This window comes from Flavimobilis sp. BM9 (assembly GCF_058313055.1).
On the sequence record NZ_JBZEMO010000004.1, the window covers coordinates 292290 to 305283 of the forward strand.

The 12994-nt window shown below is 73.6% G+C and carries 10 protein-coding genes; all 10 read left to right on the forward strand.

The window, feature by feature from the left end; genetic code table 11:
- Positions 1-34 precede the first annotated feature (34 nt).
- A complete protein-coding gene (gene ftsH / locus AC4F3Q_RS09210) occupies positions 35-2062 on the forward strand; it encodes an ATP-dependent zinc metalloprotease FtsH (RefSeq protein ID WP_491039704.1) in 2028 nt (675 codons plus the stop codon).
- An 11-nt stretch (positions 2063-2073) separates the two neighbouring features.
- Entirely contained in the window at positions 2074-2685 is a 612-nt protein-coding gene (folE, locus tag AC4F3Q_RS09215; protein WP_491039705.1) for a GTP cyclohydrolase I FolE, read from the forward strand.
- A gap of 48 nt (positions 2686-2733) precedes the next feature.
- Positions 2734-3615, forward strand: a complete 882-nt coding sequence (gene folP / locus AC4F3Q_RS09220) for a dihydropteroate synthase (RefSeq protein ID WP_491039706.1) — start codon at positions 2734-2736, stop codon at positions 3613-3615.
- 17 nt (positions 3616-3632) lie between these two features.
- Entirely contained in the window at positions 3633-6389 is a 2757-nt protein-coding gene (gene folK, locus AC4F3Q_RS09225; RefSeq protein ID WP_491039707.1) for a 2-amino-4-hydroxy-6-hydroxymethyldihydropteridine diphosphokinase, read from the forward strand.
- Positions 6386-6883 carry a DUF3180 domain-containing protein gene (locus AC4F3Q_RS09230; RefSeq protein WP_491039708.1) on the forward strand — a complete coding sequence of 166 codons (498 nt, stop codon included), beginning with the start codon at positions 6386-6388 and terminating at the stop codon, positions 6881-6883. Before folK ends, AC4F3Q_RS09230 begins: the two co-directional genes overlap by 4 nt.
- Positions 6884-6963: 80 nt before the next feature.
- Positions 6964-9027: a PH domain-containing protein gene (locus AC4F3Q_RS09235; protein WP_491039709.1), complete on the forward strand. Its 2064-nt coding sequence runs from the start codon at positions 6964-6966 to the stop codon at positions 9025-9027.
- Complete coding sequence (locus AC4F3Q_RS09240) at positions 9024-9548, forward strand: PH domain-containing protein (RefSeq protein ID WP_491039710.1); 525 nt, start codon at positions 9024-9026, stop codon at positions 9546-9548. Before AC4F3Q_RS09235 ends, AC4F3Q_RS09240 begins: the two co-directional genes overlap by 4 nt.
- Before the next feature lie 26 nt (positions 9549-9574).
- Positions 9575-11092 (forward strand): PH domain-containing protein, encoded by a 1518-nt coding sequence (locus AC4F3Q_RS09245; protein ID WP_491039711.1) that lies wholly within the window; start codon positions 9575-9577, stop codon positions 11090-11092.
- Complete coding sequence (locus AC4F3Q_RS09250; protein WP_491039712.1) at positions 11089-12057, forward strand: Rossmann-like and DUF2520 domain-containing protein; 969 nt, start codon at positions 11089-11091, stop codon at positions 12055-12057. The genes AC4F3Q_RS09245 and AC4F3Q_RS09250 overlap by 4 nt, the downstream gene beginning before the upstream one ends.
- Positions 12054-12968, forward strand: coding sequence for a pantoate--beta-alanine ligase (gene panC / locus AC4F3Q_RS09255; protein ID WP_168448134.1), 915 nt, complete (start codon positions 12054-12056; stop codon positions 12966-12968). The genes AC4F3Q_RS09250 and panC overlap by 4 nt, the downstream gene beginning before the upstream one ends.
- Positions 12969-12994: the final 26 nt, after the last annotated feature.

Sequence of the window (12994 nt, forward strand, 5' to 3'; positions counted from 1 at the left end):
CGCGAGCGGAAGGACCGGGGACGCCCCCGAGCAGATGACCATGAAGAAGATCGCCAGCGCGTCGTACCTGTGGATCGCTCTTGCCGCCCTGTTCGTCTGGGTCGGCTTCTCGCTGTTCACGGGGACGAAGGTCGAGCGCATCGACACGTCCCAGGGGCTGCAGCTCCTCAAGGGCAAGACGGTCGAGCAGGCGCTCGTCGTCGACGGCGACCAGCGGGTCCAGCTGACGCTGACCGAGCCGTTCAAGGTCGGCGACAAGGACTTCGGCAAGACGGTCGAGTTCCTCTACGTCCAGCCGCAGGGCGAGGACGTGATCGACGCGGTCGTCGCGGCCAACCCGCCCAAGGGCTACAACTCCGACATCGCGACGGTCAGCTTCTTCACGTCGATGATCTCGGTGCTCGTGCCCTTCCTGATCATCGGTGTGCTGTTCTTCTTCCTCATGTCGCGGATGCAGGGCGGTGGCTCGCGCGTCATGGGCTTCGGCAAGTCCAAGGCGAAGCTCGTCGGCAAGGAGAGCCCGCAGGTCACGTTCGCCGACGTCGCCGGTGCCGACGAGGCGGTCGAGGAGCTCCACGAGATCAAGGAGTTCCTCGCGGAGCCCGCCAAGTTCCAGGCGGTCGGCGCGAAGATCCCCAAGGGTGTCCTGCTCTACGGCCCGCCCGGGACCGGCAAGACCCTGCTCGCACGTGCCGTCGCAGGCGAGGCGGGCGTCCCGTTCTACACGATCTCCGGCTCGGACTTCGTCGAGATGTTCGTCGGTGTCGGCGCGAGCCGCGTGCGCGACCTGTTCCACCAGGCGAAGGAGAACGCCCCGGCGATCATCTTCGTCGACGAGATCGACGCCGTCGGCCGCCACCGTGGTGCGGGCATGGGCGGCGGTCACGACGAGCGCGAGCAGACGCTCAACCAGCTCCTCGTCGAGATGGACGGGTTCGACCCGAAGGCCAACGTCATCCTCATCGCGGCGACGAACCGCCCTGACATCCTCGACCCTGCGCTCCTGCGGCCTGGCCGCTTCGACCGGCAGATCGCCGTCGAGGCGCCTGACCTCAAGGGCCGCGAGGCGATCCTCGCCGTGCACGCGAAGGGCAAGCCGATCGTCGAGGACATCGACCTCGCGACCGTCGCCCGCCGCACGCCCGGCTTCACGGGTGCGGACCTCGCCAACGTCCTCAACGAGGCGGCGCTCCTCACGGCCCGCTCGGGTGCCCAGCTCATCGACGACCGCGCGCTCGACGAGGCGATCGACCGCGTCATCGCGGGACCCCAGAAGCGCACCCGCGTGATGAACGTCAAGGAGCAGAAGATCACCGCGTACCACGAGGGTGGTCACGCGCTCGTGGCGGCGGCGATGCGGTACACCGACCCGGTCACGAAGGTGACGATCCTTCCGCGCGGCCGTGCCCTCGGCTACACGATGGTCATGCCGACGCAGGACAAGTACTCGACCACCCGCAACGAGCTGCTCGACCAGATCGCGTACGCGATGGGCGGGCGCGTCGCCGAGGAACTCGTGTTCCACGACCCCACGACGGGTGCGTCCAACGACATCGAGAAGGCGACCGCGATCGCCCGCAAGATGGTCACCGAGTACGGCATGAGCGAGCGTGTGGGCGCGATCAAGCTCGGCTCCGGCTCGGGTGAGCCCTTCCTCGGTCGCGACATGGGGCACCAGCGCGACTACTCCGAGGCCGTCGCCGGCACGGTCGACCACGAGGTCCGCAAGCTCATCGAGTCGGGCCACGACGAGGCGTGGGAGGTGCTCGTCCAGTACCGCGACGTGCTCGACCACCTCGTCCTCGAGCTGCTGGAGAAGGAGACGCTCAACCAGGCGGAGCTCGCCGAGATCTTCGCCCCGGTCGAGAAGCGGCCAGCACGCGAGGTGTGGCTGTCGAGCGAGCAGCGCTCCGTCTCGGACCGCCCGCCCGTGCTCACCGCTGCGGAGCAGGAGACGCGTGGCGACGAGCCGATCGTCCCGCAGGACGAGGGCGCGGCGCGCGACGAGCACCCGGCCGACCCGCAGGGCCCCGTGCCCGACGGCGGCACCGTCCAGCCCTGAGAGAGGTCACCATGAGCGAGCACCTCACGCCTGAGGCCGGCGCTGCTGTCGCCGCCGGCCACGTCGACCTCGCGCGTGCTGAGGCAGCCGTGCGCGAGCTCCTGCTCGCCGTCGGCGAGGACCCGGACCGGGAGGGGCTCCAGGAGACCCCGGCTCGGGTCGCGCGCGCCTACGCCGAGACGTTCGCGGGCTTGTACCAGGACCCGGCCGACGTCCTGTCGACGACGTTCGACATCGGTCATGACGAGATGGTCCTCGTCAAGGACATCGAGCTGTACTCGACGTGCGAGCACCACCTCGTCCCGTTCCACGGCGTCGCGCACGTGGGCTACATCCCGAACGTGGACGGGCGCGTGACCGGCCTGAGCAAGCTCGCGCGCCTCGTCGACGTGTTCGCCCGCCGCCCGCAGGTGCAGGAGCGCCTGACGTCGCAGGTCGCGGACGCTCTCGTCCAGCACCTGCAGCCGCGCGGCGTGATCGTCGTGATCGAGTGCGAGCACCTGTGCATGTCGATGCGCGGGGCGCGCAAGCCTGGGTCGCGGACCGTGACCTCGGCCGTGCGCGGGCAGATGCGCAACGCTGCGACCCGCGCCGAGGCGATGAGCCTCATCCTCGGCCGCTGACGACCGGGCGCCGGGTCCGGCGCAGGACGCCCCGACTAGCATGGAGGGGTGCCTCCCGCTGACGTCCCGCGCCACCCGTCACCTCTCCCGGAGAGCCTGAGCACGCTCGACCGGACGCTCGTCATGGGCGTCGTCAACGTCACCCCGGACTCGTTCTCCGACGGCGGCGAGTGGTTCGAGCCGGCCGCTGCCATCGCGCACGGCGTGCTGCTCATGGCGCAGGGCGCCGACATCCTCGACGTCGGTGGCGAGTCCACCCGGCCTGGCGCGGAGCGCGTACCCGAGGACGAAGAGCTGCGGCGCGTTCTCCCGGCCGTGCGTGACCTCGTCTCGCGAGGCGCCGTCGTGTCGGTCGACACGACGCGCGCGTCCGTCGCCGAGGCGACGGTCGCGGCGGGCGCTCAGATCATCAACGACGTCTCAGGCGGCCTCGCAGACCCGGACATGTACGACGTCGTCGCGCGCACGGGCGCGGTCTACGTCGCGATGCACTGGCGGGGTCATGCCGACGTCATGGACGGGCTCGCGGAGTACGCCGACGTCGTCACCGACGTGCGGCGTGAGCTGCTCGAGCGCCTCGCGGCGCTCGAGGCTGCGGGCGTGCGGCGCGAGCAGGTGGTGCTCGACCCGGGTCTCGGCTTCGCCAAGCCGGGCGAGGCGAACTGGCCGCTGCTCGGCAGGCTCGACGAGCTTCTCGACGTCGGCCTGCCCGTCCTCGTCGGGGCGTCAAGAAAGCGATTCCTCGGTAGGCTGCTCGCTGGACCGGACGGGCAGCCGGTTCCTCCGCTCGCTCGCGACGGTGCGACCGCAGCCATCTCGGCGCTCGCGGCTGCAGCCGGAGCGTGGTGCGTGCGAGTTCATGACGTTCCTGGCACCGTCGACGCGGTACGGGTCGCCCATCGATGGGCGTCCGCACGGCGCCACGACTGACGACTCTGGAGGACCACGTGTCCCTGCCACATCCCGGCTCTGTCGCCGACCAGCACGGTCGGCCGCTCGATCAGGTGCGCCTGACGGGCATCCGAGCGAAGGGCTACCACGGTGTGCTCGACCACGAGCGCGCCGAGGGGCAGGTGTTCGTCGCGGACGTCGTCGTGCACCTCGATACCCGACGTGCAGCGGCGGGCGACGACCTGTCGCTCACGCTGAGCTACGCGACGCTCGCCGAGCAGGTCGTCGAGGTCATCGAGGGCCCGGCGGTGCAGCTCGTCGAGACGCTCGCGGAGCAGATCGCGTCGGTCGTCATGGACCACGCGATCGTCGGGGCGGTCGACGTGTTCGTGCACAAGCCGCACGCGCCCGTGCCGGTGCCGTTCGACGACGTCGTCGTCGCGGTGCACCGTGACCGGACGAAGCTGCCCGCTGCGCGGTTCGACCCGCAGGCGCTGCCTGCTGCGTCGGTCGCATCGCTGCCGTCGCTGCACGACGACCGCGAGGCCGTCGCGGAGCCCGCGTTCGAGCGCGCTCCGGCTTCGGTCGAGGCCCCTCTCGGCGCGGACGCGATGCTGTTCGCGAGCGACGACCGGGCCGACGGTACGGCCGCCGACGACGCCGCGGTCGAGATCGGGAGCGGGGACGTGCCGGTCGAGGAGCTGCCCCTCGGGGCTGCCTCTCTCGAAGTCGCCCCCCTGGAGGGCGTGCCTAGCGCCGACGGCGACGCGGCGGCGACCACCGACGCGGCCGTGCGTGAGGATGCGCTGGGAGGCGGCCTCGGTGCCCTCGGTGCTGGTGCGCTCGGTGCTGCAGCGGGCCTGGGCGGCGCCGCGCTGCCGGGCGGTGGCACGTTCGCGAGCGGCGGCGCGCGCCCGGGTACGGGCGGCGCGAGCCTGCGAGGTGGCATGACCTTCCCGCCGAGCACGGACGACCTGGGCGAGCCCGTCCTGCCGTCCGACGCCAGCCACGCGGTTGTCCCTGCGGTGGACGAGCCCGCCCCGGCGCGACGCTTCGACGTCGCTCCGCTCGACGCGACGATCGAGATGCCCGTCCCGGCGCTCGACGACGAGCCGTACGCCGTGGAGGAGCCCGCGCCCGCGGCCTCGCCCGACGAGGCGTCGTCCGACGCCGCAGGTTCGGCGGACGTCTCGGTGTTCGCTGACGAGGCGTCGTCGGGCGACGCGCCTGCGCGACCCGACGCCTTCGCGCCGGCCGAGAGCGCGGCCCCGGCCGACGCCTTCGCCCCGGTCGACGCCTTCGCTCCGATCGACAGCGAGGCCCCGATCGATAGCGAGGCCCCGATCGATAGCGCGGCGCTCGTCGACAGTGCCACACCGGTCGATGCCGTCGCTCCCGTGGAGAGCACCGCACCGGTCGAGGGTCTCGTGACCCTGGGGGACGTCCCGCGCCGCACCTCGGCGTTCGCGCCCCTGCGCGAGACTGCGGCGGCTGCCGTGGAGACCGCCCCTGCCACGGGGTCCACGCCCGCCGCCACGGAGGCCTTGCCCCTCCTCGAGGACCGTCCGTCTGCGGAGGCCGAGCCCGTCGCCGACGCGGTCGTCGACCCGCAGTCCGCTGCCGAGGAGCAGGCCGAGGCCGCGCCGGAGCCCCCAGCGGTCGAGGACGGTCCCGATCTCATCCCGTTCCCGGAGGACGAGCCGGTTGCCTTGCTCGGGGCGCTCGAGACCTGGCACGTGCCCGACGTCGAGCCGACTGCCGAGGACGCGGACAAGGCCGCGCCGGTGGCACAGGACGCCCCGGCGTCGGACGTGCTGCCGCCCGCGGAGATCCCCGGTCACCCGTTCTCACCCGTGACTGCCCCCGACGTCGAGGCCGCTCCCGTCGTCGCGCCGCCGGTCACGTCGGTCCCCGGTCACCCGTTCGCGCCGGTGAGCTCGCAGGAGGCCGAGCCGGTTCGTGAGCGGGCCGGGCTGGCGGACATCGCCGACACCCCCCACCCGTTCACCCCCGTCACCGCACCCGAGCTTGCGGGCGCCGTGACGGACGTGCCGCTCGTGGCGGAGGTCTCGGCGCACCCGTTCGCAGCCGTCACCGCTCCTGACGCGGCCGCGGTGCCCGACGTCGAGCCGGAGGTCGTGGCAGCGCCCGCCGTGGCAGCGGAGCAGCCCGAGCAGCCGCGCGAGCGCGACCGCATGGACGAGGTCCCGTCCGAGCCGGTCCGGGCGATCCTCGCGCTCGGCGCCAACCTGGGCGACCCCCGCGCGACGCTGCGTCAGGCGGTCCGTGAGCTCGAGTCGTCCGGCGTGATCGACATCGAGGCCGTCGCGCCGCTCGCACGGACGGCCGCGGTCGGCGGGCCCGAGCAGCCGGACTTCCTCAACACGGTGATCATGGTGCGCACGTTCCTGGCTCCCCGTGAGCTGCTGCACCTGTGCCAGCACATCGAGCAGGTGCACGGACGCGTGCGCACCGAGCACTGGGGCCCGCGCACCCTGGACATCGACATCATCACGTACGGCCAGGTCACGGGCGTGACCGACGATCTCGAGCTGCCGCACCCGCGGGCGCACGAGCGGGCGTTCGTCCTGCAGCCGTGGGACCAGATCGAGCCGGGCGCCGTGCTGCCCGGTCTCGGTGGCGGCCCGGTCGACGCTCTCGCCGCGACCGCCCCGGACCTGCAGGGTGTGCGTTGGCTCGCGCTCGACTGGCTCGACGAGGAGCCCGGTGAGGGCTCGGTCGAGGACGTGCCGCCGACGCGCGTGCAGCCGTCCGCCCCGACGCCGCTCGCTGAGGGGGGCCCCGGGCAGTGACTCGCGGTCTGCGCCTGCGGTGGCTCGTCGTCGTCGCGCTCGCTGTCGCGGCGATCGGCTGGGCTCTCCTGGATCAGGCGCGCGGCCGCGGGACCATGCTGGCGCCCGTCCGATGGCCGGTGCACGTCGGCCTCGTGCTGCTGTGCGTCGGGGTGGTCGTCGCGGGGCTCCAGGTGCGGTCGTACCTGCGCGGCAGGCGGCCGTCGTTCGACGGTCTTCGTGCGGCACGGACCCTCGTGCTGGCCCAGGCGGCCGCGCTCACCGGCGCGGGGCTCACGGGCTGGTACGCGGCGCAGGTGCTGCTCGTCGTCGGCGACCTCGGCTTCGAGCCGATGCGTGACCGGGCGATCGGTGCGGGCGCCGCGGCGCTCCTGTCCGTCGTGCTCACGGTCGCCGGGTGCGTCGTCGAGCGCTGGTGCCGTATCGCGTCGCCCCACGACGACGTCGACGGCCCTGGTGGCCGCGGCGCCGAGCCCGACGGTCAGCCGGCCTGAGGAGCTCGCCCGAGGAACCCGCCCGAGGATCCCGGCTATGCTCGCGCACGCGGGCAGGGGGTCCGCGGAGAGGGGGAGCGGTGCCTGCTGACGAGACCGTCCACTGGTCGGGGCCGCTGCCCCAGCAGGTCCGGGCGCGGTGCGAGACGGCGCTCTGGTGGCTCGGCCTGCCTGCCGCTCTGTGGGCGGTCGTCGCCGTCGCGTGGGCGACCTGGGCGTGGATCCCTGCCGGCGCGCTCGCCGTGTGGCTCGTCCTGATCCTCACGACTGCGCGCGCCCACGTGCGCGCGCAGCGCTGGGCCTGCACGGCGGACGCGCTCCTGGCTGAGCGCGGCGTCGTCGTGCGCTCGTCGTCCGCGCTCCCGTGGTCGCGCGTGCGCGCGGTCGAGCTGACCGAGGGGCTGGTCGACTCGCGGCTCGGGCTCGCGTCGCTCGTCGTCAAGGTGCCAGGGTTCGGCCTCCCCGTCCGCGGGCTGGCCGCCGACCAGGCGCGGACTCTCCGCGCCGAGATCCTCACGCGGGCGGGCCGACGGGTGACCGACCCGGACGCGGCGGCCAGGGCTCTGGTCGCCGAGCACCTGGCAGCCGACGCGCCCAGGGAGGACGCGCCGACAGAGGAGCGGACCCAGACCTCGACCGGCGGCGAGGCCGCCGCTGTCGCGGACGCAGGCGCGTGGTTCCGCGCGCACCCGGGCTCCGCCGCCGCGACGTGGGTGTCGACCGTGCTGTGGCTGACGGCGTTCGCGGGGTACTTCGTGCTGCGGGAGTCGGAGGACGTCGCGTCGATGGCCGGTGCGCTCGAGCGGCTCGCGTCGGCAGGGCGCGTGCAGGTCGGTGCGGGCGTCGTCGTCGGGCTCGTGCTCCTCGGGACGGTCTGGTCGGAGCTCGTCCGGCGAAGGACGGCGTGGGCGCTCGACGGTGGGCTGCTGCACGAGCGGTACACCGGACGCAGCCGCCGGCACACGACCACCCCGGTCGAGCGCATCGAGCGTGTCGACCTCACGGTCGGGCTGGGGGAGCGGGTGCTGGGCCTCGCGACGGTGAAGGTGATGACAGCCGTGGGCGACGACGCGACGACGATCGGTTCGCTGCCGCGCGACCGCGCGGAGAACTTGCGTGCCCGCTTGCTCGTCGCGGCTCGGGACGCGAGCGACGAAAAGGCGCCGGCCGCGCGGGAGCAGACGCTCGCCAGCACACCCACGCAACCCGCGCTGCTCGACGCGCACCCGCTCGCCGTGACCGACAAGGCCACGGTCGTGCGGGCGTTCGTCGTCCGCGACCCGCTGCTGCCTGCCGCGCTGGTCGGGGTCGTGGGCACGGCGGTCGCGCTCGTCAGCGGCAGCTCCGAGATGCTCTTCCCGTGCCTCGCAGCGCTCGCGTTCGCGGGCCGCAGGGCGTGGCAGTCCTTCGACTCGAGCCTGGGACGCACCGTGGCGTCGGCGCCCGAAGGTCTCGTCGTGACGTCAGGGCTCGGGACCCTGACGACTCGCACGCTGCGCCGTGGGCGGACGCACGCCGTCCGCCTCAGCAGGCGACCAGCCTGGTGGGGCGCCGACCTCTGGACCGTGACGGCCCTGGGGGGCGCCTCGGAGGCGGCGGACGAGTCGGAAGAGGACGACGACGAGATGTCCGGCGCCGTCGTAACGGCCGCGGGCGCGGAGACGGCGCTCGCGGTCGCCCAGGCAGCGCTCCCGGACCTCGCCCGTGTGGACAGGCGCTTGCTGCGGGACGTGTGGCCGGCCGCCGACCACGTCGTCGTCCCGGACCCGGAGGTCGACGGCGCCCCCGTGAGCGTGCTCCGCGTCCCCGCGCGGGCGTGGTGGCTCTACCCGTGGACGTGGCGCTGCCGTGTCGCCGCGATCGTTGCGGACGGTCTCCTCGTGCGTACCGGCCGGCTCGCACCACGGGTGACGTTCGTGCCGTTGCGCCATGTCCAGGGCGTGGCTCTCGACGAGGGGCCGTTGCTGCGGCGCGCGGGTGTCGTCGGTGTCGACGTCCACCTCGTCGAAGGTCCTGTGCGCGTCACGGCTGGGCCGTTCGAGCCCGCCGCGGCTCAGCACCTCGCCGAGGTGCTCGGGCGCGCGGCCGCGGGGGACCTGCGGCTGGACCCGAAGGTGCTCGACGGTGGGAGGATGGGCGCATGACCTCGGAGCTGACTCCCACGAGCGCGCGCGGCACGGCCGCGAGCAACCCGTTCGACCCGGAGGGCATCGCGTGGCAGCGCGTCTCCTCGCGGCTCGTCATCGCCCGGCAGATCCTCGCGGCGATCTTCCTCGGACTCCCTGCGATCGGCGCCGCCGTGGTCGCCGTGCTCGTGACGCCGTGGGTGTGGATCGGCGCTGGTGTCCTCGCCCTCGTGTGGCTGTGGGCGGCGACCGTCATCTGGCGGCAGGTGCGTGCGATCGGCTACGTCGAGCGCGAGGACGACCTGCTGCTGCGCAAGGGCGTGATGTTCCGCTCGCTCGTCGTCGTGCCGTACGGGCGCATGCAGTACGTCGACGTGACGGCGGGCCCGCTCGCGCGCGCCCTGGGGATCGCGTCCGTGCAGCTGCACACCGCGGCGCCGGGGACCGACGCGACCATCGACGGTCTGGAGCCCGCCGAGGCGGCGCGCCTGCGCGACCGGCTCGCGTCGCGCGGCGAGGCCCAGCTGGCGGGACTGTGAGCGTGGCGGGACCGGAGACGACACCCGTGACCGCCCCGCCCGAGAGCGAGGCAGGGCTGTCCTGGCGGCGCATGCACCCGGTGACGCCTGTCGTGCGCGGCTGGGCTGTGATCGTGGCGCTCCTGTTCGTCGGGCTCAACAACGTCGGCGAGGACATCGGCGAGGCCGGTGAGGCGGTCCAGGACGTCGGGCTCGGGATCGTCGCGCTCGTCCTCGCGGGTGTCCTGCTCGTGGTCTTCGCGTACTGCGCGCTCGCGTGGCGGATGATGCGCTACGCCGTCGGCCCGGACGCGGTCCACCTGCACAAGGGCATCCTCTTCCGGCAGCAGCGCCAGGCGCGGCTCGACCGGGTCCAGGCGATCGACGTCGTGCAGCCGGTCCTCGCACGGATCTTCCAGCTCGGCGAGCTGCGCATCGAGGTCGCGGGGGGTGCGGACTCGACCGTGGCGATCGGCTTCCTCAAGATCGACGAGGCGAACGCGCTGCGCGCCGAGATCTTGGCGCGCGCCGCAGGTGTGGACCTCGTCGACGGCGAGGCCGCCCCGGTCGCGCCCGAGGAGAGCGTCCTCGACGTGCCGTTCGGCACGCTCGTCGGGTCGATCGTGCGCACGTGGGCGCTCCCGGCGTTCGTGCTCGTGCTCGTGGGCCTGTCCGTCGTCGTGGTCATCAGCGGGCAGTGGGGCGTGCTGTTCTCGTTCATCCCTGCGGTGTTCGGCTTCGGCAGCTATCTCGCAGGCCGCTTCTTCGGCGAGGCCAACTTCACGGCTGCGGTGTCCCCGGACGGCATCCGGCTGCGCTCGGGGTTGCTCGAGACGCGTGCCCAGACGATCCCGCCCGGGCGCGTCCAGGCGCTGCGGCTGCGGCAGCCGCTGCTGTGGCGGCGCAAGGACTGGTGGCGCGTCGACGTGACGATCGCCGGCTACTACGGGGGTGCGGAGGCGTCCAAGACGACGTCGAACCTCCTGCTCCCGGTCGGTGACCGGCGTGCGGCGCTCGACGCGATGTGGCTCGTGCTGCCGGACCTCGGCGTCCAGGACCCGCTCGGCCTCCTCGACGAGGCGATGACCGGAACGGGTCCGAGCGAGCGATTCGTCACGAGCCCGCGGTCGGCGCGGTGGGTCGACCCGTGGAGCTGGCGGCGCAACGGCTACGCGGTCACGGGTCGCGGCCTGGTGATCCGGGAGGGGCGGTTCACGCGGTCGGTCGTGCTCGTGCCGCACGAGCGTACGCAGTCGCTCGCACTGCAGCAGGGCCCGCTGCAGCGCCGTCTCGGCCTGACGAGCTTCACGCTGCACGTGTCCGCTGGTCCCGTGACGCCTGTCGTGCCGCACCTCGCTGACGCGGAGGCGACCCGTCTGCTCCTCGAGCAGGACGAGCGGGCGCGCACCGCACGCCTGGGCGCGGGCCCTGAGCAGTGGATGCGACAGATCGCGGTGCCCGCGGTGGACGCGGCTCCGGCCGCCCCGGCCGCGCCCGCGCTCGACGCGCCCGCAGCGCCGCCGGCGCCCGGCGACCGCTCCGCGGACGGGGGAGCGCCCCAGTGACGCAGTCCCATCGGCCTGGCCGGCTCGGGGTGGGGGTCGTGGGCGCGGGCCGGGTGGGCGCCGTGCTCGGTTCCGCGCTCCGCTCCGTCGGGCACACGGTCGTCGGCGCGTCGGGTGTCTCCGAGTCCTCGCGGGACCGGATCGAGGCGCTCCTGCCGGGCGTTCCGGTGCTCGAGGTCCCTGAGGTCGTGCGGCGCAGCCAGCTCGTCCTCCTCACCGTGCCCGACGACGCGCTCGCGGACCTCCTGTCGGGGCTCGCGACGCTCGGCGCGTGGCAGGCGGGGCAGATCGTCGTGCACACGTCGGGCCGCTACGGCACCGACGTCCTCGCGCCCGCGGCGGCTGCGGGCGCGATCACGCTCGCGCTGCACCCGGCGATGGCGTTCACGGGGACGTCGCTCGACCTCGCGCGGCTCGAGGGCGCGGCGTTCGCGGTCACGTCGGCGCCGATGGTCGCGCCGATCGGGCAGGCGCTCGTCGTCGAGCTCGGCGGGGAGCCGGTCGTCCTCGACGAGAGCCGTCGCGGGCTCTACCACGCGGCTCTCGCGCACGCCTCGAACCATCTCGTCGTCCTGCTCGCGCAGGCCGCGCAGGCGCTCGGCGTCGCGGGCGTCGAGGACCCGGGCCGGATGCTCGCCCCGCTCGTGCACGCGAGCCTCGAGAGCGCCCTGCGCGCGGCCGACGTCGGCGACTCGGCGCAGGCGCCGAGCGCGGGCGACCCGGGCGCGATCGCCGCTCTCACGGGCCCCGTCTCGCGGGGCGACGTCGGAACTGTCCGCGAGCACCTCGAGGTGCTCGCCGACCTCGCAGCCGACGAGGACGCGCTCGACGTCGTCGAGAGCTACCGCGCACTGAGCCGGGCGGCGACGCAGCGCGCCCTCGGCGTCGGGCGCATCGACCCTGACCAGGCGCGCGCCCTGCTCGACACCCTGAACGACTCAGCAGCACCGGAGGACCGACCATGACCACCATCGCCCGCACGCGTGCCGAGCTCGACGAGGCGCTGTGGGCGCCCGAGGAGCTCGCCGGGCTCGACCTCGACGACGTAGGTGACGAGACCGCGCCGCGCCGCGCCGTCGTGATGACGATGGGCGCTCTGCACGACGGGCACCTGTCGCTCGTGCGTGCGGCGCGCGAGGCGGTCGGGCCGGACGGGCAGGTCGTCGTGACGGTCTTCGTCAACCCGTTGCAGTTCGGGCCGGGCGAGGACTTCGAGGCGTACCCGCGCGACCTCGACAAGGACGTGCGGACGCTCGGGGCGGCGGGCGCGAAGGGCCGCGTCGACGTGGTGTTCGCGCCGAGCGAGGACGAGATGTACCCGTCGGGTCCGATCGTCCGCGTGACCGCGGGGCCGATCGGCCAGGTGCTCGAGGGTGCGGTTCGCCCGGGGCACTTCGACGGTGTCCTGACCGTCGTCCTCAAGCTGCTCAACCTCACGGCGCCTGACGTCGCGGTGTTCGGTGAGAAGGACGCGCAGCAGCTCCTCGCGGTCCGCCGCATGGTCCTCGACCTGGACCTGCCGGTCGAGATCCTCGGGGTGCCGATCGTGCGCCAGGAGGACGGCCTCGCGCTGTCCTCGCGCAACGCCTACCTGTCCGACGACGAGCGCGCGCAGGCGCTCGCGCTGTCGGCTGCGCTGCGCGCGGGTGCGGAGGCGTCCGGCCGCGGGGCTGACGCCGTCCGTGCCGCGGCTCAGGCGGTGCTCGACGACGCCGGGATCGCAGCCGACTACCTCGCGCTCGTCGACGCGACTAACGTGGAGGAGGTGCCGTCGGACTTCTCCGGCCCGGCGCGGCTGCTCGTGGCAGCTCGCGTGGGTACCACCCGACTGATCGACAACACGGCCGTCGACCTGCGCGGGCCTGTCCAGGCCTGACCCGCCGCGTCCGTGGAAGGACACTG